Source organism: Achromobacter sp. ACM03, assembly GCF_014851665.1.
Lineage (GTDB): Bacteria > Pseudomonadota > Gammaproteobacteria > Burkholderiales > Burkholderiaceae_B > Achromobacter > Achromobacter aegrifaciens.
Map to the genome: position 1 here is coordinate 61,496 of NZ_JACVAD010000011.1, position 20,102 is coordinate 81,597.

16 protein-coding genes are annotated in these 20,102 nt (G+C 66.9%); 7 read left to right on the top strand and 9 right to left on the bottom strand.

The genetic code is table 11. From position 1 onward, the window contains the following. The first annotated feature begins 45 nt into the window (after positions 1–45). Positions 46–918: a PhzF family phenazine biosynthesis protein gene (locus IB257_RS29840; protein ID WP_192493225.1), complete on the top strand. Its 873-nt coding sequence runs from the start codon at positions 46–48 to the stop codon at positions 916–918. Between the two features lie 103 nt (positions 919–1,021). Here the strand turns inward: IB257_RS29840 and IB257_RS29845 are convergent, their stop codons facing one another. From IB257_RS29845 to cphA (IB257_RS29865), 5 genes are all read right to left on the bottom strand, one after another. After that, a complete protein-coding gene (locus tag IB257_RS29845; protein WP_013392352.1) occupies positions 1,022–1,360 on the bottom strand; it encodes a BON domain-containing protein in 339 nt (112 codons plus the stop codon). A gap of 69 nt (positions 1,361–1,429) precedes the next feature. Beyond that, positions 1,430–1,594, bottom strand: a complete 165-nt coding sequence (locus IB257_RS29850; RefSeq protein WP_006389411.1) for a DUF1328 domain-containing protein — start codon at positions 1,592–1,594, stop codon at positions 1,430–1,432. A gap of 27 nt (positions 1,595–1,621) precedes the next feature. Continuing rightward, entirely contained in the window at positions 1,622–1,822 is a 201-nt protein-coding gene (locus tag IB257_RS29855) for a CsbD family protein (protein WP_006389412.1), read from the bottom strand. Positions 1,823–2,417: 595 nt separating this feature from the next. Next, positions 2,418–4,988 (bottom strand): cyanophycin synthetase, encoded by a 2,571-nt coding sequence (cphA, locus tag IB257_RS29860; protein WP_192493226.1) that lies wholly within the window; start codon positions 4,986–4,988, stop codon positions 2,418–2,420. A gap of 61 nt (positions 4,989–5,049) precedes the next feature. Beyond that, a complete protein-coding gene (cphA, locus tag IB257_RS29865; protein WP_054450818.1) occupies positions 5,050–7,665 on the bottom strand; it encodes a cyanophycin synthetase in 2,616 nt (871 codons plus the stop codon). Positions 7,666–7,927: 262 nt separating this feature from the next. Between cphA (IB257_RS29865) and IB257_RS29870 the strand changes: the two genes are divergently transcribed. Both IB257_RS29870 and IB257_RS29875 read left to right on the top strand, forming a co-directional pair. After that, the gene (locus IB257_RS29870; RefSeq protein ID WP_054450820.1) at positions 7,928–10,213 is read left to right on the top strand and encodes an ABC transporter ATP-binding protein; all 2,286 of its coding nucleotides are present in this window, start codon (positions 7,928–7,930) and stop codon (positions 10,211–10,213) included. Between the two features lie 21 nt (positions 10,214–10,234). After that, positions 10,235–10,705, top strand: coding sequence for a DUF1854 domain-containing protein (locus IB257_RS29875; RefSeq protein WP_054450822.1), 471 nt, complete (start codon positions 10,235–10,237; stop codon positions 10,703–10,705). 3 nt (positions 10,706–10,708) lie between these two features. Here the strand turns inward: IB257_RS29875 and IB257_RS29880 are convergent, their stop codons facing one another. Continuing rightward, positions 10,709–11,845 carry a GNAT family N-acetyltransferase gene (locus IB257_RS29880; RefSeq protein ID WP_192493227.1) on the bottom strand — a complete coding sequence of 379 codons (1,137 nt, stop codon included), beginning with the start codon at positions 11,843–11,845 and terminating at the stop codon, positions 10,709–10,711. Between the two features lie 99 nt (positions 11,846–11,944). On the opposite strand from IB257_RS29880, the gene IB257_RS29885 reads away from it, so the two are divergent. The 4 genes from IB257_RS29885 (at position 11,945) to IB257_RS29900 (ending at position 15,549) form a co-directional block, all read left to right on the top strand. After that, positions 11,945–12,766: a ferritin-like domain-containing protein gene (locus IB257_RS29885; RefSeq protein WP_192493228.1), complete on the top strand. Its 822-nt coding sequence runs from the start codon at positions 11,945–11,947 to the stop codon at positions 12,764–12,766. A gap of 9 nt (positions 12,767–12,775) precedes the next feature. Continuing rightward, entirely contained in the window at positions 12,776–14,020 is a 1,245-nt protein-coding gene (locus IB257_RS29890; protein ID WP_192493229.1) for a lytic murein transglycosylase, read from the top strand. 81 nt (positions 14,021–14,101) lie between these two features. Next, positions 14,102–14,548: a YidB family protein gene (locus IB257_RS29895; RefSeq protein ID WP_225589308.1), complete on the top strand. Its 447-nt coding sequence runs from the start codon at positions 14,102–14,104 to the stop codon at positions 14,546–14,548. A gap of 20 nt (positions 14,549–14,568) precedes the next feature. Next, complete coding sequence (locus tag IB257_RS29900; protein WP_192493230.1) at positions 14,569–15,549, top strand: DUF4434 domain-containing protein; 981 nt, start codon at positions 14,569–14,571, stop codon at positions 15,547–15,549. A gap of 30 nt (positions 15,550–15,579) precedes the next feature. Here the strand turns inward: IB257_RS29900 and IB257_RS29905 are convergent, their stop codons facing one another. From IB257_RS29905 to IB257_RS29915, 3 genes are all read right to left on the bottom strand, one after another. After that, positions 15,580–15,930 (bottom strand): hypothetical protein, encoded by a 351-nt coding sequence (locus IB257_RS29905; RefSeq protein WP_225589298.1) that lies wholly within the window; start codon positions 15,928–15,930, stop codon positions 15,580–15,582. 135 nt (positions 15,931–16,065) lie between these two features. Continuing rightward, on the bottom strand, positions 16,066–18,396 hold the full coding sequence (locus IB257_RS29910) for a hypothetical protein (protein ID WP_175213979.1): 2,331 nt from the start codon (positions 18,394–18,396) through the stop codon (positions 16,066–16,068). Further along, the gene (locus IB257_RS29915) at positions 18,393–20,096 is read right to left on the bottom strand and encodes a glycosyl transferase family protein (protein WP_192493231.1); all 1,704 of its coding nucleotides are present in this window, start codon (positions 20,094–20,096) and stop codon (positions 18,393–18,395) included. Before IB257_RS29915 ends, IB257_RS29910 begins: the two co-directional genes overlap by 4 nt. Between the last annotated feature and the right edge of the window lie 6 nt (positions 20,097–20,102).

Sequence of the window (20,102 nt, forward strand, 5' to 3'; positions counted from 1 at the left end):
GCGCCGGCTCAAGCCGGCGCAATGTTTTCAACTATCGCTACCGCCATGGCCACCTACGCTTTCCGCCTGCTCAACGTTTTCGCTTCCTCCACCTTCAGCGGCAACCAGCTCTGCGTGTTCGAAGACGCGCGCGGCATGGACGACGCCACGATGCTGAATCTGGCGGCGCAATTCAATCTGTCCGAAACGACCTTCATCCTGCCCTCCGACAAGGCGGCAGCGCGCGTGCGCATCTTCACGCCGGGCTTCGAGATGAAGTTCGCGGGCCATCCCACCATAGGCACCTCGCAGGTCGTGCGTGACTTGCGGCAGACGGGCGATGCATTGACCCTGGAGTTCGCTGCCGGCGTGGTGCCGGTGACGGCGCGCGGCGATGCCTGGACCTTTACCGCGCCGTGCCCGGATGGCGTGCGCACCGCCGCGCCCGAGCTGGAGCGAGGCGAAATCGCCAGCCTGCTGGGTCTGGATGCGAGCGATCTGCTGGACGATCCGATCTGGCTGGACACCGGCGCCGATCAACTGCTGGTGCCGCTGGCCAGCGTGGACGCGGTACGCCGCGTTGCGCCCGATGCCTCGCGGCTGGACCGTTGGCAGGCCAACAGCCTGGGCCGCAAGGTCATGTATGCCTACGCTTTCGACGACAGCCGCCAGCAGGATGGGCGCCAGGTGGTGGTGGCGCGCTATTTCTACGCCAAGGCGGGCGGCGGCGTGAACGAAGACGCCGGCACGGGTTCGGCCTGCGCCAATCTGGGCGGCTGGCTTTTGCATCAAAAGCGACCCTTGCCCGCCAGCATCCTGGTGGAGCAGGGCGACCAGATGGGCAGGCCCTGCCGGTTGTTGCTGGACGTCCAGGCCGATGGCCGGATCCAGGTGGGCGGACGCGCCCTGGAGATAGGCCGGGGCGTAGTGGACGTCTGATCAGGACTGCCGCGCGGGACGCGGCGCAAAAGCAAGGCGGCGCCTGTGTCGGACACAGGCGCCGCCTTGTTTTCAAGACCGGGCCGAAGCGGCCCGGTCGGGCTTACTTCTTGTTCTTGGCCGGGTCGACCTTGATGTTGTTCATCACCTGCTTGACGCCTTCGACGCCGCGCGCCACGGTGGCGGCATGATCGGCTTCGGCTGCGGTGCCGACGGTACCCGTCAGCTTGGTGACGCCCGCATTGGTCTCCACGGCGATGTCCAGCGCGCTCAGCTGCTTGTCGGCCACGATGGCAGCCTTGACCTTGGTGGTCACGGTGGCGTCGGACGCGTACTCACCCACGGACTGTTTCGGCTTGCCGTCATCGGCGGCAAAAGCCATGGAAGTGAAGACGGCGCCCGTGCCCAGTGCAGCGGCGGCGATCAGCTTGCGGAATTCCATAGTCATGCTCCTTGTTAGTGGTTCAGCGCGTCGGGACGCGAGGATTGTGTGGTGTCTTGGGTCCGAGTTCTATTTTTTGCGGAAAGCGCCGCCGAGGATGGACAGCAGCGCCAGTACCAGGAAGACGAAGAACAGGATCTTGGCGATGCCGGCAGCGCCGGCGGCGATGCCGCCGAAGCCCAGGACAGCCGCGATGATGGCGATGACGAAGAAAACTACGGCGTAGTGCAACATGTCAGCTTCTCCTGGTGGTTTATCGGATCAAGGATTGCGGTCGAAGAAGTCGCGGACTTCTTTTTCAGCTTGTTCCTTGGTCTTGCCATAACGCTCCTGGATCAGGCCCGCCAGACGTTCGGCGTTGCCTTCGGTGCGGGTCAGCTCGTCGTCGGTGAGCTCACCCCAGGCGGCCTTGGCCTTGCCCGTCAGTTGCTTCCATTTGCCAGCGATGATGTCGTTGTTCATGGTGACCTCTCCTGTTGCTAGCGGCATCCGGTTTGCGGCCTGTAAACCGGGTTGTCGCGGTTGAGTGGGACACTGATCAGCTAGGGCCTGCCGATTCAAGAAGTTGCCGTGCAGGCCATGTACTTACCGTACGAGCCTGCGGCATGGCCGTCAAACCTGGCTGTGGGCAAATGTAACGGCCTGGCGGCGGCAAAATGGCCTGGTTTCCGGCGGGAGGAGATTGCAGGCGTACTAGGTGCCGCAGTTACATTCCGGCAATGTCTTGTCCCCTTTTGAGGGAGGCTGGTAACTGGATCTGCAAGGCTGGACGCGGGCATGCGCGCTTGGCTTGCCGACGCGCGCGCCGGTATAGTGTCCGCGGAACCCGCAAGCAGGTTCGGCCACAGAATATTGAAAGAGGAACTCGCATGACGCAACGACTTTGCCGCGCTATCTTGCTGACGCTGACCGCGATGGCCGCGCTCGGATGCACGCACGTGACGGACCGTTATCAGGCCGCTGCGCCTGTGGTGTCGTCCAGCAGCTGATCGGCGCGCGCCGAAGCAAACGGGGCGCCCTTGGGCGCCCCGTTTGCACTTCAGGAACCGCGTACGGCTCAGGCTTGCGCGATGCGGCGCGCGATGTGATCCAGCGCCTCTTCGACCTGGTCGACCAGGATCAGGCACAGGTCGCCTGCGCCCAGGCGCGCCAGCGCCGTGTCGATGGCGAGAAACTCGCCGTGGATCTCTTCGACGTGCTTGCTGCGCGTGGCGTTGGCCAGGCCTTGTTGCAGCAGGGCCAACACTTCGCCGTCGGCGCGGCCGCGCTGGCATTGGTCCTGGTAAAGCAGCACGTCGTCGAAGGCTTCGCCGAGGATCTCGGTTTGCATCCGGATGTCTTCGTCGCGCCGGTCGCCCGCGCCGCTGATGACCACGGAACGGCGCTTGGCCGGCATGGCGTCCACCGCGCGCACCAGGGCCAGGATGGCATCGGGATTGTGGCCGTAGTCGGCGATCACCGTGGCGCCGCGGTAGTCAAACACGTTGAAGCGTCCGGGCGCTGTCTGGGCGTCGTTGACGAAGCTGGCCAGGCCGCGGCGAATGATGTCCGTGTCCAGACCCAGCGCCCAGGCCGCGGCGATTGACGCCATGGCGTTTTCCACCTGGAAGGTGATCGTGCCGTTGCGCGTGAGCGGAATGGCGGCCAGCGGGTAGCGGGTTTCTTCGCCGCCCTGCGCGGTGACGATGGAGTCGCCGTCGCGGTACACGCAGCGCAGGCCTTGCGCGCGATGCGTGGCCAGCACGGGATGATTGCGGTCTTCGGCGAAGTAGGTGATGGAACCCGGGCAGCTCGCCGCCATTTCAGCCACGATGGGATCGGCCGCGTTCAGCACCGCGGTGCCGCTGGGGTGCACGTGCTGCACGATCACGCGCTTGACCACGGCCAGGTCCTCGACCGTGCTGATGTAGCCCAGGCCCAGGTGGTCGCCCATGCCGATGTTGGTGACGATGGCCACGTTGCAGCGGTCGAAGGCCAGGCCTTCGCGCAGGATGCCGCCGCGCGCGGTTTCGAACACGGCCGCGTCGACGTCCGGGTGCATGAGCACGCTGCGGGCGCTGCGCGGGCCGCTGCAATCGCCGGTGTCGATGCGCAGGTTGTCGACGTAGACGCCGTCGGAATTCGTCATGCCGACGCGGTTGCCGGCGACGCCCAGGATGTGGGCGGTCAGGCGCACGGTGGTGGTCTTGCCGTTGGTGCCGGCCACGGCCACGACCGGGATGCGGCCGTCGTCGCCGTCCGCGTACATGTTGGCGATGATGGCCTCGCCCACGGCGCGGCCCTTGCCGAAGGACGGATTCAAGTGCATGCGCAGGCCGGGGGCGGCGTTCACTTCCACCACGCCGCCGTTCTGGTCTTCAAGCGGGTAGAGCACGCTTTCGGCGACCACGTCCACACCGCAGATGTCCAGCCCGATCATGCGGGCCGCCGACACCGCGCGCGCGGCCATTTCCGGATGCACTTCGTCGGTCACGTCGGTGGCCGAGCCGCCGGTGCTCAGGTTGGCGTTGTTGCGCAGGAAGATCAGGGTGCCGGACGGCGGCACGGAGTCGGCCTCGAAACCCTGCTTCTTGAGCGTCGCCAGGGCAATGTCGTCGAAGCGGATCTTGGTCAGCGAGGTCGCGTGGCCGTCGCCGCGCAGCGGGTCGGCGTTGACCTGGTCCACCAGTTGGCGGATGGTCTGCACCCCGTCGCCCGTGACCTGCGGCGGGTCGCGGCGCGAGGCCGCGACCAGTGCGCCGCCGACCACCAGCAGGCGGAAGTCGTGGCCGGGGATGTAGCGCTCGACGATGACCTCGGAGCTGATTTCCTCGGCCACTTCAAAGGCCTGGATCACGCGCTCGCGGGATTCGATGTTGACGGCGACGCCGCGGCCCTGGCTGCCGTCGCGCGGCTTGACCACGACCGGGCCGCCCAGTTCCTCGGCGGCGGCCCAGGCTTCCTCGGCGGTGGTCACCGAACGGCCCATGGGCACCGGCACGCCGGCGGCGTCCAGCAGCATCTTGGTCAGGTCCTTGTCCTGCGCGATTGACTCGGAGATGGCGCTGGTCAGGTCGGTTTCGGCGGCCTGGATGCGGCGCTGCTTGCTGCCCCAGCCGAACTGCACCATGCTGCCCTGGGTCAGGCGGCGGTACGGGATGTTGCGGGCGGTGGCGGCATTGACGATGGAGCCGGTGCTGGGCCCCAGGCGCACGTCTTCGTCCAGTTCGCGCAGGCGCTTCAAGGCGTCGGCGAGATCGAAGGAGGTGTCGTCCAGCGCGGCGCGCACCAGCACTTGCGCCAGTTCCATCGCCAGCTTGCCGACTTCTTCTTCGCTGTACTCGACCACCACCTGGAACACGCCAGGCTCGATGGTGGAGGCGGTGCGGCCGAACGTGACGGGGCAGCCGGCATGCGCCTGCATCGTCAGGGCCACGATCTGCAGCACGTGCGCGATGGAGACCGCGCCCTGATGGCCTTCCGGACGCAGCAGCCCGGTCTGCGGCAGGCGCGCGCGCAGGCGCGCTTCGAAATCAGGCAGGTTGTCGATGGAGCATTCGGCGTCGGCGCAGGAAACGATGGCCTCGATCGCGGTGTTCTTGCTCCACAGATTGGGGCCGCGCAGTGCTCGGATACGGGAAACTTCCATGGCAGGTATTCCTGTCTAGCTCACGCGCGCCCCGCTAGTGCGAGGGCGCGCGCAGATATTGTCAGTATTGCTGAATCCAGCGGCGGACCAGGTCGATGGTGGGACCGGAGAAGGCTTCGTCGGACTGCAGCAGGACGAAGTCGCCTGCGGCGATGGCGTCGAGCTGGCTCTGGATGGCCTTGCCGTGGTCGGGTTCGTCCTGGATGTCCTTGACGCGGGAGCCTTGCGCCAGGCCCTGGCGCAACAGCGCGCGCGCCTCGCCTTCGGGACGCTTGCTGCGCACGGTCAGGTCGTCGTAGAGCACCACGCGGTCGAAGGCGTCGCCCAGCAGCTTGCCCTGTTCGATCAGGTCCGCGTCGCGGCGGTCGGCGCCGGCCGAGTAGACGGCGGCGCGCGTGGTCGACGGGAACTGGTCGATGGCGGCGATCAGGGGGCGCAACGCCGAGGCGTTGTGCACGTCGTCGACCACCACGGTGCTGCCGTTGCGTTCGAACAGCGTGAACTGCCAGGGAGCGTCGGCCTGGTCGATGTCGAAGGTCTCGATGCCGGCGCGGATCAGCTCCACGGGTATGTCCAGCGCCCAGGCCGCGCCCACCGCGGCCAGCACGTTCTCGACCTGGAAGGCCACGCGGCCGCCATGGGTCAGCGGGATCGAGGCCACCGTGGCCAGGCGCTCCTCGCGGGTGCCATGCGCCAGCACGATGCCGCCGTCGCGCACGAACACGGCGCGGCCGTCTTGTTGCAGGTGAGCGACGATGGCGGGCAGGGCGGGATCGATGCCGAAGAAGATCACGGCGCCGTCGGAGAGCTCGGCCATTTCCACCACGCGCGGATCGCGCGCGTTCAGCACGGTGGAGCCGCCGGGCAGCACCACGTCCACCTGCGTGCGGAACACGTTGAACATGCGCTCCGTTTCATTGATGTCGAAGTCGCCCAGGTGGTCGGCGTCGTCGATGTTGGTGACCACGCCAACCTGGCAGCGGTCGTAGGCCAGGCCTTGGCCCAGGATCACGCCGCTGTCGTTCTCGATGACGGCAGCATCCACGTTGCGGTTCATCAGCAGGCGCGTACCGGAAGCGAAATCGGCGCGGTCGCCCTTTTGCACCAGGCGGCGGTCCAGGTACAGGCCTTCACTGCAGGCCAGGCCGGTGCGCTTGCCGGACAGGCTCAGCAGGCGGGCCACCAGGCGCGCCACCACGGTTTTGCCGTTGGTGCCGGTAACGCCGACGATGGGGATGCGGCCCGCATCGCCTTCAGGGAACAGGTGGTCGACGATGGCGCGGCCGACCGGACGCGGCGTGCCGTCGGCAGGCTTCAGGTGCATCAGCAGGCCGGGGCCGGCGTTGACTTCGACGATGGCGCCGCGCTGTTCTTCCAGCGGGCGCGAGATGTCCTCGGCCACCAGGTCCACACCGGCGATGTCCAGGCCGACGATGCGCGCGGCCAGGGTCACGGTGGCGGCGATGCTGGGATGCACACGGTCGGTGACGTCGAAGGCGACGTTGCCGCTGCGTTGCACCAGCACGCGCTGGCCTTCGGGCGGAACGCTGTCTTCCGACAGGCCCTGGCGGGCGATTTCCAGCCGCGCGGCGGAATCGAGGCGCACCGGGTTCAGCGGGTGGTTCTCGGTGCGGCCGCGGCGCGGGTCGGTATTGATCTGGCTGTCGATGAGTTCGGTGATGGTGGACTTGCCGTCGCCCGTCACCCAGGCCGGTTCGCCGGCGGCGGCGGCCACCATGCGGTCGCCCACGACCAGCAGGCGGTGTTCGTTGCCCAGCACGAAGCGTTCGACGATGACGCCGCTGCCTTCGTCCACGGCCACGCGGTAGGCCGACACCACTTCCTCGCGCGTCGTCAGATTGGTGAACACGCCGCGGCCGTGGTTGCCGTCATAGGGCTTCACGACCACCGGCAGGCCGATGTCCTCGGCAGCTTCCCAGGCGTCGTCCTCGCTGCGTACGAGGCGGCCTTCGGGCACGGGCACGCCGCAGGTCGACAGCAGTTCCTTGGTTAGGTCCTTGTCGCGCGAAATGCCTTCGGCGATGGCGCTGGTGCGGTCGGTCTCGGCAGTCCAGATGCGGCGCTGGGCCGAGCCGTAGCCGAACTGCACGAGGTTGCCCTCGAACAGGCGGATGTAGGGAATGTCGCGGTCGTCGGCGGCATCCACGATGCAGGCGGTGCTGGGGCCGAGACAGTGCTTGTCGATCAGGCTGCGCAGCTTGGCGATGGCGGCGGGCACGTCGAAGGGGCGGTCTTCGATGCCGGCCATGACCAGGTCGCGGGCTTCGTTCAGGGCGGTGCGGGTGACCTGTTCCTGCCAGGCGCGCACGACGACCTTGTAGACGCCGCGGGTGGAGGTTTCCCGGGCCTTGCCGAAACCGCCGCGCAAGCCGGCCAGGTTCTGCAGTTCCAGGGTGACATGTTCAAGTATGTGGCCGGGCCAGGTGCCTTCTTTCAGGCGCGACAGGAAACCGCCCCGGACTCCCGGACTGCAGCGGTGCTCGATCAGCGTCGGCAGCCATTCGGTCAGGCGTTCGTAAAAGCCGGGAATGGTGTTGGAGGGATAATCCTCCAGTTCACCGATATCCACCCACGCTTCGAGTACCGGACGGTACGTCCAAATGTTCGGGCCGCGCAAAGCCACGACATCGAGAAATTCAATGTCTTTCTTTTTCATGTTTTAATTTACGAGAGAAGCAGGTTGGCACGCGCGGACGCCCCTATGCAAGACCGCGAATTTATTGGGGTTGCGCCTTTAGAATAATGCCAACGAGTGGGGGATCCCAGATATTCCTAATTAGAAAAATCGGCTGCTACTATACGACGCCTTCAAGGCGTGAAATCGTTATGTTGTAAGGAAGGGACACGTTTGCCGCCAGTCCTGGTTGCGAACCGGTTGCCGCCTAGTAGGGCAGAGTCCTGGCCCGGCATGCGTACCAATGAAAAAACCAAACCTGCTTTCCGGCCTTGCCGAAGCCTTTCCTGCCCGCTGGCGCGATGAAATCAGCGCCGAACTGGCGGACGGCGAAACCTTGTTGGCCTGGGTTGAAATAGACCTGGATCAGCGCCTGAAGTTCCGTCCGGGGCTTATCGCCGCCACCGACCGCCGGCTGTTGGCGCGCCATCCCGACGAACCGCGCTGGGAATCCTGGGCATATGGCCCCCAATTAAAACTGAGCCTCACCGACCACGCTGGCGCCGCGCTGCTGGAATTGCACGACGACGGCTCCCGCCTGGGCGCGTGGCGTTTCACGCTGGCGCGCAATCCGGCCGCGTTGCGGCTGCTGGCGCAGTTCGAAACGCAGCAGGCCATCCGTTTGTCCGGCCATCAGGACGAGGATCTGGCGGAGCGCACCTGCACCGTCTGTAATAACGTCATCCCGGCGGGCGAGGAAGAATGCCCGACCTGCAACCAGGAACAGGCAGCGCCATCCACCACTTGGGCGCTGCTGCGCCTGTGGCGTTTCGCCCGCCCTTACCGCGGGCCGCTGCTGGCGGGTTTCGTGCTGACCCTGCTGGGCACCGCCGCCACCCTGGTGCCGCCGTACCTGACCATGCCGCTGATGGACGACGTGCTGATTCCGTTCCAGAACGGCGCGCCGATCGATTACGACAAGGTCCGCCTCTATCTGGGCGGGCTGCTGGCCTCGGCTTTCCTGGCCTGGGGGCTGGGCTGGGCCCGGACCTATATCCTGGCCTGGGTCAGCGAGCGCATCGGCGCGGACCTGCGCACCACCACCTATGAGCACCTGCAGCAGCTGTCGCTGGAGTATTTCGGCGGCAAGCGCACCGGGGATCTGATTTCCCGCATCGGCAGCGAAACCGACCGCATCTGTGTGTTCCTGTCGCTGCACTTGCTGGACTTCGCCAACGACATCCTGATGATCTGCATGACCGCGGTCATCCTGGTGTCCATCAACCCGTGGCTGGCGCTGGTCACGCTGGTGCCGCTGCCGTTCATCATCTGGATGATCCACGCGGTGCGCGACCGCCTGCGCCATGGCTTCGAAAAGGTCGATCGCATCTGGTCGGAGATCACGAACGTCCTGGCCGACACCATTCCGGGCATCCGCGTGGTCAAGGCTTTCGCGCAGGAAAAGCGCGAAGTCGCGCGCTTTCGTGAAGCCAACAACCGTAACCTGGAAGTCAACGACCGCGTGAACACCACCTGGTCGCTGTTCTCGCCCACCGTCACGCTGCTGACCGAAGTGGGCCTGCTGGTGGTGTGGATCTTCGGCATCTGGCAGGTGTCGCAGAAGCAGATCACCGTTGGCGTGCTGGCCGCCTTCCTGGCCTATATCGGGCGCTTCTACATGCGTCTGGATTCGATGAGCCGCATCGTCTCGGTCACGCAGAAAGCGGCGGCTGGCGCCAAGCGCATCTTCGACATCCTGGACCATGTCTCCAGCGTGCCGGAACCGCAGAATCCCGCCAAGCTGCCGCACATCAACGGCCGCATCGAGTTGCGCGACGTGGGCTTCCGCTACGGCAACCGCCAGGTCATCCGCGGCTTGAACCTGAACATCGCGCCGGGCGAGATGATCGGCCTGGTGGGCCACAGCGGCTCGGGCAAGAGCACGCTGATCAACCTGATCTGCCGCTTCTACGACGTATCCGAAGGGGCGGTGCTGGTGGACGGCGCCGATATCCGTTCGGTGCGCGTGGCGGACTACCGCCGCAACATCGGGTTGGTGCTGCAGGAGCCGTTCCTGTTCTTCGGCACCATCGCCGAGAACATTGCCTACGGCAAGCCGGACGCCACCCGTGACGAAATCGTGGCTGCGGCGCGCGCCGCGCATGCGCATGAATTCATCCTGCGGTTGCCGCACGGCTACGACTCGCTGGTCGGCGAACGTGGCCAGGCCTTGTCCGGCGGCGAACGCCAGCGCATCTCGATCGCGCGCGCGCTGCTGATCGATCCGCGCATCCTGATTCTGGACGAAGCCACCTCGTCGGTGGACACCACCACCGAAAAGGAAATCCAGAAGGCGCTGGACAACCTGGTGCGTGGCCGCACCACGATCGCCATCGCCCACCGTCTGAGCACGCTGCGCAAGGCGGACCGCCTGGTGGTGCTGGACCGCGGCCAGATCGTGGAGCAGGGCCCGCACGAAGAACTGATGGCCCGCGAGGGCGCCTACTACCGCCTGTACCAGGCGCAGGCGCGCCAGGCCGAGGCCGACGCGCAGGCGTCGGGCAGCGAAGACATGGCCGCCGTGGCCTGACGCGGAACCGGAATTATCGTCATGACCTTGCCGTCTTTTCAGCTGCGCCGCAATGCCTTCGGGCGCCTGGAGTTCCAGTCCGCCGATGGCCAGAACCACGAGGGCGTGCTGCCCGTGCGCGCCTTTCCCATCAGCGAACCGGGCCGCGGCCTGTCGCTCGTGACAGTGGACGGGCGCGAATTGCTCTGGATCGAGCACCTTTCCGATGTGCCGGCTCCGCAGCGCGAGTTGATCGAGGAAGAACTGGCAAGCCGGGAATTCATGCCCGAGATCCGCAAGCTGGCCAGCGTCTCCACTTTCGCCACCCCCAGCACCTGGCAGGTCGATACCGACCGCGGCCCCACCTCGTTCACGCTGCGCGGCGAAGAGGACATCCGCCGCCTGAGTCCGCAGACCCTGTTGATCGCCGACAGCCACGGCATCTTCTATCTGGTGCGCGACATCCAGTCGCTGGACAAGCACAGCCGCAAGCTGCTGGACCGCTTCCTCTAACCCTCAGCCTTCCCGCGGCCGCTTGAACGGGGAGTGCGTTTCCAGCTCTCCCAGATAGTTCGCCACCGCGGCGGTTTCCTCGTCCAGGAAGTTCTGGATCGCGTCCGCGAAACCGGGGTGCGCGACCCAGTGCGCCGACCAGGTGGGCGTGGGCAGCAGCCCGCGCGCCATCTTGTGTTCGCCTTGCGCGCCGCCCTCGAAGCGCGCGATGCCGTGGGCAATGCAATAGGCGATGGACTGCATGTAGCAGGTCTCGAAGTGCAGCCCCGGCACGTATTCGGTCGCGCCCCAGTAGCGCCCATACAGCGCGTCGCCGCCCGCCAGGTTGAGCGCGGCCGCCACCGGCTGGCCGTCCCGCTCTGCCAGGATCAGCACGAAGGCCTCGGCCTGTTCGCGATACGCGCGGCGGAAGAATTCGTGGCTCAGGTAGGGTGGATTGCCATGGCTGAAGTAGGTGCGGCAATAGCATTCGTAGAAGAAGTCCAGCTCGACCGCGCCGATCGCGGCCCCGCGCAGCCAGCGGTACGACAGCCCGGCGGCCGCGACCTTCTTGCGGTCCTGGCGGATCTTCTTGCGCTTGTCGTGGCTCATCATGGCCAGAAAGGCGTCGAAGTCCGCGTAGCCCGGATTGGTCCAGTGGAACTGCACGCTTTCGCGGATCATGAAGCCGGCCTCGCGCAGCGCGCGCATGTCGGCCTCGGCGGGGAACAGCAGGTGCAGCGAAGACACCTTGATCTCTTCGGCGAAGGCGACCAGCCCGCGCACCAGCGTGGCGCGATCCTCATCGTTGCCGGCCAGCAACCTGGGGCCGGTGACCGGCGTGAAGGGAATGGCCGACAGCAGCTTGGGGTAGTAGCGCAGCCCGTGGCGCTGGAAGGCGTCGGCCCAGGCGTAGTCGAATACATATTCGCCGCGCGAATGGGATTTCAGGTAGAGCGGCGCAGCAGCCGCCAGCGCATCGTCGCGCCACAGCGCCAGGTAATGCGGCGCCCATCCGGTCTGGGGCGCGGCGCAGCCGGTCTCGTGCAGCGCGCGCAGGAATGCATGGCGCAGAAAGGGCTGGTCGCCCGCCAGCGCGTCCCATTGCTGGGCGTCGATGCGGGACAGGTCGGTCTCTATGGTCAGGCGCAGGGAATCCATGGGTGAATGATAAAGTCTCCGTGTATGCGCGAGGCCTGCGGCCACGGCGCTTTCAAGGGATTTCGGGCGGGCGCGAGGCCGCCCGGCACAGAGAAGCATATGGATAGCAACACGACGCCCGACGCGGCCGGGCATCGCCAGGATTGCCTGCGTGGGCAGGCGCTGGCGGCCCTGGCCGCCACGGCCTGGCAGGACAAGCTGGCGGCAGTGCGCGCCATGTCGGATGAGACGGTGCTGGACTGCGAGCAGGCCTACACGCCCACGGCGGAACTGCCGGGCCGCCCGGCGCGGCCTGAGCTGGTGGTCCCCGCCCAGGTCAAGCAGCGTTCCATGGCCACCGAGGAAGGGCGCGCGGCGCTGCTGCACGCGCTGGCGCACATCGAATTCAATGCCATCAACCTGGCTCTGGATATCATGTGGCGCTTTGCCGGCATGCCGGCAGCCTTCTACCGCGACTGGCTGCGCGTGGCGCGCGAAGAGGCCTATCACTTCGATCTGCTCAGGCAGCGTCTGGCCGCCATGGGCTACGCCTATGGCGACTTCCCCGCCCACAACGGTCTGTGGGACATGGCGCAGCGCACGCAAGAGGATCTGCTGGCCCGCCTGGCGCTGGTGCCGCGCACGCTGGAGGCGCGCGGCCTGGATGCTTCCCCCGCGATCCGTGCCAAGCTGGCGGGAGCGGGCGATGCGGAAAGCGCTGCCATCGTCGACATCATCCTGGCCGACGAGATCGGCCACGTGGCCATCGGTAATTATTGGTACAAGCAGCTGTGCGCGCAGGCAGGCAAGGATCCCGTGTCCTGTTATGCCGAACTGGCGCAGCGCTATGACGCACCCCGGCTGCGCGGTCCCTTCAACCTGGAGGCGCGCCGCGCCGCCGGCTTCGACGACGCCGAGCTTGCCGCGCTGCAGGCCGGCTGACTGGACGACATGAACAACCATAACTTCTTCAAGACGCTGCGGGCCCGCCCGCTGCGCGCGCTGGCCTGCGCCCTGGCCGGCGGCGCCCTCATTTCGCTGGCGCCCGCGGCGTCGGCCGCCGACGCGTTCGCGGCCTGCCTCGCGCAATTGCGCGGCGCGGCGCTCAAGGCCGGCGTGTCCGGCGCCACGTTCGACACCCAGACCACCGGGCTTGCACCGGACATGACAGTGCTGGATCTGCTGGACGCCCAGCCGGAATTCAAGACGCCTATCTGGGACTACATGGCGGCCCTGGTCGACGACGAGCGCGTGGCCGACGGCCGGGCCGGCATGGCGCGCTGGCAGTCCGACCTGGACCGCGCCGCGTCGCGCTACGGTGTGGACGCAGCCACCATCGCCGCGGTGTGGGGCGTGGAAAGCAACTACGGCCGCACACTGGGCGGCCGGCCCCTGCTGACGTCGCTGTCCACGCTGTCCTGCTTCGGCCGGCGTCAGGCATATTTCCGCGGCGAATTCTTTGCCACGCTGAAGATCATCCAGGACGAGCACATCGCGCCCGAACGCCTGACGGGCTCCTGGGCGGGCGCTTTCGGCCAGACCCAGTTCATGCCCTCGACGTACTTGCGGCTGGCGGTGGACTTCGACGGCGACGGCCGCCGCGACCTGGTCGACAGCGTGCCGGACGCGCTGGCATCGACAGCCAATTTCCTCAAGCGCGCGGGCTGGAACAGCGCGCTGCAATGGGGCTATGAAGTCCGCCTGCCGGCGGGTCTGGACACTTCAGGCGCGGGCCGCAAGAACAAGCGCGCGATGTCGTACTGGGCGGGGCGCGGCGTGACGCGCGCCGACGGCCAGCCGCTGCCCGCGGGCGACACGCCGGCGGGGCTGCTGCTGCCGGCGGGCAGCAAAGGTCCTGCCTTCCTGGTCACGCGCAATTTCGACGCCCTGTATTCCTACAACGCAGCCGAAAGCTACGCGCTGGCCATCGCCCACCTGTCCGACAGGCTGCGCGGCGGCGGCCCGCTGGTGCAAGCCTGGCCAACCGACGATCCAGGCCTGTCGCGGGCGCAGCGGCGGGAATTGCAACGGCTGTTGATTGCCCGCGGCTATGAGATCGGCGAACCCGATGGCATGATCGGCGCCCGCACCCGGCAGGCCCTGCAGACGGTGCAGCGCGAACTGGGCCTGCGGCCGGACGGCCGCGCCGGCCTGAAGTCGCTGCAGGCCTTGCAGGCGGGAAAGGCCGTCGACTGACGGGATGCAATCGACAAGCTTTGTAAAGATGCCGCGTGTCATCCATCGGATGACAGGCGGGGCGGCAGGCATGGGCCTATACTGGATCTCCGTTTTTTCAGGAGCACGATGATGAGCCTATTGGATACCTTGGCCTCGATGGCCGGCGGCGGTCAGCAAGGGGGCTCGGCTTCGCTGCTGCCCGCGTTGATCGAGCAACTGAACAAGTACCCGGGCGGCCTGACCGGCCTGATCGCCAGCTTCCAGAAGGGCGGCTTGAGCGAGATCGTGGCCTCGTGGGTGGGCACCGGCCAGAACATGCCGGTCAGCGCCGATCAGCTCGGTTCCGTGCTGGATCCCGGCGTCGTCAACGAACTGGCCGCCAAGACCGGTCAGGACACGGACTCCGTGCTGGGTTCGCTGTCCTCGCTGCTGCCGCAACTGGTGGACAAGGCCACGCCCAACGGCGAGGTCCAGGGCGAACAGCAATTCAACCCTGCCGACCTGCTGGCGTCCCTGTCGGGCATCTTCGGTAACCGCGCCGGGTAAATCCTATCGCCAGGCAGCCCATGCAGGCGTCTGCGCCTGCTTCCACCGGCCGGCGACGCCTGTTGCAGGGCCTGGGCGTGGCGGCGCTGGCCGCCAGCCTGCCCGCCTGCGCGCCGGCCTGGTCGGTGCAAAGCACCTTCTGGCAGCTTTGGCCCAGCCACCTGGAATTGAGCCCGCAGGCGTGGCGCGAACGCATCGCCGCCATGCACGCGTTGGGATTCCGCGAGATCATCATTCAGTGGGTGGGCGCCAGCGGCGGGGCGCAGCCCTGGCAACTGCCCGCGTCCACGCTGGCGCTGATCTTCGACGAGGCCGAGCGCCTGGGCATGGGGCTGCAGTTGGGCCTGCCCTACGACGAGCGCTGGTGGCGACAGTTGGGCAATCCGGATGACGCCGCGCTGGCCGCATTCCTGCAGGCCACGCAGGCGCAGGCGCTGGCTTATGCGCAAGCGTCGAACGCAACCCGGCTTGCCGCTTTCCGCGGCTGGTACATCCCTTACGAGATCGAGCAGCACAGCTGGGCCGCGCCCGGCCGCCAGGCGCTGCTGGCGCAATGGCTGCGCGAGCTGTCCGATCCGCTCGTGCAACAGACGGGACGCGTGCCCGCCATCTCCACGTATCACAGCAAATTGCCGGGAGCGCTGAGCCTGGCCGACCTGTGGAACGGATTGTTGGATGTGGTCAGGGTGAGGCCCATGCTCCAGGACGGAGTGGGCGTGTCCGGCATGGCGGCGTATGAGGCGTTGGAGCCCTTGCATCGCATGCTGCTGGCGCGTCGTGCGCCGTTCGACCTGATCGTCGAACTATTCGAGGAACTGCCGTCCGAACGCCAGGACGGCACCACCTTCAATGCCCGCTCCGCCGACGCGGCGCGCGTGCGCCGGCAGTTGCGCATCGCGCGGCGCTACCGCGCGCAACGCGTGGTCGCCTTTGCGGCTGATCCCTGGCTGATCGGGCCTACGCCCGAGGCCGAGCGCCTGAAGCGGGAATGGCCGCTCTAGGCGGCCGATCAGCGGTCTGACGCGGAATGGTTAGCGCGGTTGCGCCGCGGCCATGGCCTTGAGCTGCGCGCAGGTCTTTTCCTTGTCGGCCGCGCTCAACGTGCCCAGTTGCACCTTGGCTTGGCTGTAGGACTTCGAAAAAGCGGCGTCGAAGTCCGCCGCCGACATGCCCTGGGCGCTGGTCGCAGTCTTCTGTTGTTGCTTCATCTGCTCGAGCTGCGCTGCCGTGTAGGCGCCGCAGTACTCGGCGGCGGCATGCATCTGGCCACTCACGGCCGCCAGGTTGGGCATCTGGCCCTGCATGGTCTGCTGGGCAAGGGCGGCGCTGCTGGCCAGGGTCAGGGCGGCGGCGGCCAGGGCGATACGGGCTTGTTTGAACATCGGCAATTCAATCTCCAACGCGGTGAGGGATGAGGTTTGCACGCCTGGCGATCGCTCAGCCTGCGTGGCGCGGAGCACTATGCCCGATTCATTGTTATAGGCTTATGAACCGATGTAATCGTGTGTATCAGCGGCTCAGTACGACAGCGTCATGTTCATGAACCAACCCTTGGCGCGGTCGCTCTCGCCCCCGCCCAGGCTGGTACGGTACTGGACGCCGAAGTCCAGGTAAGAGCGCGGCGCGTTGTAGTGGTCTTCGCGGAACCAGTAGCGCACGTTGAAGCCCGGCCCCACGCCCAGCGACCAAGAAGTGCCGTGGTCGGACAGGACCACCGACTGGCTGCCGTAGCCGGGCAGGTCGTCCAGCTTGGCCACGCTCTTCTGCCACAGCCAGTCCGCGCCGACCACCGCGTACGGAAACAGCACCAGCTTGTCGCTGATGCTGGTGGCGCGGAAGCTGCGGCCCACGCGCAGTTCGCCGGACAGGAAGGCCTGGTCGCGCTTGAGGCGGCCCGAGGAACTGCCCAGATCCTGCTGACGCTGGCCCTTGGAATCCACCGAATAGGCGGTATAGCGGGCGCTGTTGTCGTCCCAGGCGTAGCCGGCCTGCGCATAGCCTTCGATCGTGAGCCAGCTGGGTACGTCCACGCGCAATTCGCGGCCTTGGTAATAGCCGTAGGTGACGTAGGACATCCAGCCCCCGGCATTGCCGTTGAGTTTGTAGCGCGCCACGGCGCTCTGGTCCTGCAGATTGGGATAGGCGTTGTGGAAGGCCTGCTGCGCCGCGCACTGCACCGCGCTGGATTCGGGGTAGGCATAGCCCTGGCGGGTGGCGGATCCCAGAAAGAAGCGGCGTTCGATGCCGAAAGTTATGCCGGTATCGGCCAGCAGATAACGCAGGCCCAGCGCGCCGATCGTGCTGGGGATGCCGGATGAGGTGCTGTTGTTGCGGAAGCGTTCTTCGTTAGAGCGTTCGTCCGGGGTGCTTTCCCCGGTGCAAGGGTCGACATTCCTGCGCGACTCGTAGGTGCTGCCGCTGTCGTACAGCGTGTTGGAGCTGCGCGCGTACGCCTCGAGCATGCCCCAGCGGTTGTTCAGTTGCGGCGGACGCCAGAAGATTTCCGCAGTGCTGAAGATCACGTCGCCAGGGGTGTTGATGGCGGCCCCGCCCAGGCTGGAGCTGGCCGGCCGTGCGCCGCGATAGGATGCGGAGAACGAGCCGCCCCATTCGCGCGACAGGGCGGCGACGCCGCTGCGCGTGTTGTAGCGCTCCAGCGGCGTGAGGCCCAACTGGCCGGCATCGTCCATGTCGATGGCTTGCTTGAGCGAGTCGGTGGCGGCGCGGTTGTCGCCCATTGCCGACTGCGCATAGGCCTGGTCCAGGATCAGGCGCGGCGGCGCCTGGCCGGTGGCGCGCGCGGCCGCGAAGTCGGACGCCGCACCCGCGGGCTGGCCCAGGCGCTGGCGCGCATAGCCGCGCTGCGCAAGCAGCTGGGCCGAGTCCGGCTGGCGGGCGATGGCGTCGCTCAGCCGGGCTTCCGCCTCGGCGGCTTGCGCCTTGTTGCCCGCGGCCAGCGCGGTCGTCAGCAGCTGGGCATAGCTCTCATTGTCCGGCGCTTGCGCCACGGCCTGGCGGGCCAGCGTGATGGCTTCCTGGTAGGCGCCCTTGTCGTAGGCGGCATAGGCGCCCGTGGCGGCCTCGCTACCCGGAGCCGGCGCCGCGGGCGCCTGGCTTGCGGCGATCTGCTTCTGATAGGCCTGCTGCCTCGCCTGCAGCGCCGCCTTGTTGGGCGCGCCCAGCGCCAGCGCCGTGTCGACGGCCTGGCTGGCGGCTTCGTAGCGCTGTTGCGCGCCCAGCGATTCCACCCACAGCAAGGCCCATTCGCCTTGCCTGGGCACGGCGCGGAAGGCGCGTTCGGCGCCTGCGGCGGCCGCGGCGTAATCCTGGCGTCCATAGTCCGCATAGGCGCGCGCCGCCACGGGATAGGCGCGCTGGTACGGGGTTTGCGGCGCGGGCTTGCGGACAGGGGCGGGCGTCTGCACGGGCGTCTGCCCGGAAGCTTGCGCAGGCGTTTGCGCCGCGGGCTGTGTGGGCGTGGCGGCCACGGCAGGCGGGCGTTGCAGGTTGGCCTTGGCCTGCCGCAGTTCCGGGGTGCCCAGGCCGTCGGCGATCGCCGCGTCGGCCGCACGGGCGGCCTCCTGCCGTTTGCCTTGCTTTTCCAAGGCATAGACCAGCAACAGGCGCAGGCGAGCCACGTCGGGCCGCAGGCGGATGGCGTTCTCCGCCATGATCTGGGCGGTTTCGTAATGGCCGGCGTCGTACTGCTTGTAGGCCTGGTCGGCCAGTTGGTAGGCGTCGCCTTCCAGCGGACGTTCGGCTGCGGCGGCAGGTTGCGCGGCCGCTACAGGGACTGCGGCCACGCACAGCAGGGCGCTGAAAGCCAGCGTACGGGAAAGGACGGTCATGGAGGAGTGGGCCTGTGCGATAGCGGGTCCGCGGGGTGTTCGGTTTGCGTCGGGGCGCCTTGCTGGAATGACAGCGCTTCGTGCAGCGTCTTTTCGTCGAGCCAGCCCCGCTCCATCAGGATTTCGCCCAGCGGCCGCTTCTCGCGCGCCTGGATCTCCAGCGCCTGCTCCAGCATCTGATGATCGATGGCCTGCCAGGACAGCAGCAGGTCGCCCAGGCGCTGGCGCTGCTGCGCCAACTGGTCGGTGGAGGGGAAGTCGTGCATGGTCTTGTCCCAGGCCAGCCGCTTGCCCGTGATCAGGTGGCCGATGAACAGGCGCCAGGCCCGCGCCGCCGCCATGGCGTTGATGAAGTTGCCGACGATCATGCGCGGCATGGACAGCAGGGCGTGCTCCCAGCCGTACATGCGGCCGACGAAGTACGCGCGCTGCACCACGCGCAGCAGCAGGGCCCCCGCGTTCAGCCACATCAGCGTCACCAGCCAGCCGCCGGGGCGGAAGTAGGAAGGGTAATAAACCTTCCACCAGCCAAAGCGGTCGGCCAGATAGAAGAGAAAGAAGTTGGCCAGCAGCAGATAGGCCAGTATCGCGATGAACGACGTGAACAGTCCCTTGCGGTCGCGGAACAGCAGATACTTGGTGGCCAGCGAGCCGGTCCACCCCACCTGCTGCCAGCCTTGCAGGCCGATGCCCAGCGTCCAGCGCGCCTTTTGCCGGTAGGCGGTGCGGAAGGTGTTGGGGAAGTATTCGCGCACGCCCAGCGGCATCCTGATGGCGGAGATCTTCTCCCGCCCCAGGCCGATCCATGAGCGGCGGCGCGTCACGTACTCGACCTCGAATTTGCCGAAGATCTGGCGCATGCCGCGCTGGGCCAGGCGCGCGCCGATGTCGTAGTCCTCGGTCAGCGTGTCGGTATTGAAGGGCTGGTTGTTGGTCTCTGCCGCCAGCACCTCCAGCGCGTGGCGCGAGAAGCAGGTGCCGACGCCGGCGGACGGCACCATCTTGGACAGGCTTTCACGCACCACCAGGTCCTTGGTGTGCCATTCGGCGAACTCGTCCATGTAGGTGCCGGCGACCAGCTCGTGCCACTCCCGTTCCAGCGACGTGACTGGCAACTGGATGAAATCGATGCGCGGCAGCAGATAGTTGTAGTACTTGAGCTCCAGCGGGTGCAGCACGTCTTCGCTGTCGTGCAGGATCACGCCGGCGAAGGGCTCGGGCTGCATGGCGTTCTGCGCGAAGATGGCCTGCACGATCCAGTTCAGGCAGTCGGCCTTGCAGGTCGGCCCGTCGTGCGGCACTTCCACCCGTATCAGTTGGCGGTAGCGCCGCCGCATGCGTTCCACTTCCTTGATGGTGCGCTCGTCGTTCTGGTACGTGCCCGCGAAGATCATGTAGTTCTTGTATTCCAGCGTCGACACCATGTTCTCCAGCATGGGCGCGATCACGTCGTACTCCAGCCAGGCCGGCACCATGATCGCCAGCGGCTGTTCCCGCTTGGCGCGCAACTGCTCGGCGGTCAGCGGCGCATACTGGCGCTTGACCGTCAGCCCGCGGCGCAGTTCGCGCAGCCAGAACCAGCCGTCGATGAACAGGTCGTCCAGGCTGGACAGCAGGATGATGACGCCGACTACCGCCGTCACCATTTCCAGGCCGCGGTAGTAGTCGGCGATGAGGTAGGGCCAGTAAAGCGAGGACATGGCGCC

What these genes read in the sequence shown, in the direction of transcription:
- IB257_RS29840 (WP_192493225.1), top strand. Translation starts at nt 46, where the DNA reads ATGGCCACCTACGCTTTCCGCCTGCTCAACGTTTTCGCTTCCTCCACC.
- IB257_RS29845 (WP_013392352.1), bottom strand. Translation starts at nt 1,360, where the DNA reads ATGGAATTCCGCAAGCTGATCGCCGCCGCTGCACTGGGCACGGGCGCC.
- IB257_RS29850 (WP_006389411.1), bottom strand. Translation starts at nt 1,594, where the DNA reads ATGTTGCACTACGCCGTAGTTTTCTTCGTCATCGCCATCATCGCGGCT.
- IB257_RS29855 (WP_006389412.1), bottom strand. Translation starts at nt 1,822, where the DNA reads ATGAACAACGACATCATCGCTGGCAAATGGAAGCAACTGACGGGCAAG.
- cphA (WP_192493226.1), bottom strand. Translation starts at nt 4,988, where the DNA reads ATGGAAGTTTCCCGTATCCGAGCACTGCGCGGCCCCAATCTGTGGAGC.
- cphA (WP_054450818.1), bottom strand. Translation starts at nt 7,665, where the DNA reads ATGAAAAAGAAAGACATTGAATTTCTCGATGTCGTGGCTTTGCGCGGC.
- IB257_RS29870 (WP_054450820.1), top strand. Translation starts at nt 7,928, where the DNA reads ATGAAAAAACCAAACCTGCTTTCCGGCCTTGCCGAAGCCTTTCCTGCC.
- IB257_RS29875 (WP_054450822.1), top strand. Translation starts at nt 10,235, where the DNA reads ATGACCTTGCCGTCTTTTCAGCTGCGCCGCAATGCCTTCGGGCGCCTG.
- IB257_RS29880 (WP_192493227.1), bottom strand. Translation starts at nt 11,845, where the DNA reads ATGGATTCCCTGCGCCTGACCATAGAGACCGACCTGTCCCGCATCGAC.
- IB257_RS29885 (WP_192493228.1), top strand. Translation starts at nt 11,945, where the DNA reads ATGGATAGCAACACGACGCCCGACGCGGCCGGGCATCGCCAGGATTGC.
- IB257_RS29890 (WP_192493229.1), top strand. Translation starts at nt 12,776, where the DNA reads ATGAACAACCATAACTTCTTCAAGACGCTGCGGGCCCGCCCGCTGCGC.
- IB257_RS29900 (WP_192493230.1), top strand. Translation starts at nt 14,569, where the DNA reads ATGCAGGCGTCTGCGCCTGCTTCCACCGGCCGGCGACGCCTGTTGCAG.
- IB257_RS29905 (WP_225589298.1), bottom strand. Translation starts at nt 15,930, where the DNA reads ATGTTCAAACAAGCCCGTATCGCCCTGGCCGCCGCCGCCCTGACCCTG.
- IB257_RS29910 (WP_175213979.1), bottom strand. Translation starts at nt 18,396, where the DNA reads ATGACCGTCCTTTCCCGTACGCTGGCTTTCAGCGCCCTGCTGTGCGTG.
- IB257_RS29915 (WP_192493231.1), bottom strand. Translation starts at nt 20,096, where the DNA reads ATGTCCTCGCTTTACTGGCCCTACCTCATCGCCGACTACTACCGCGGC.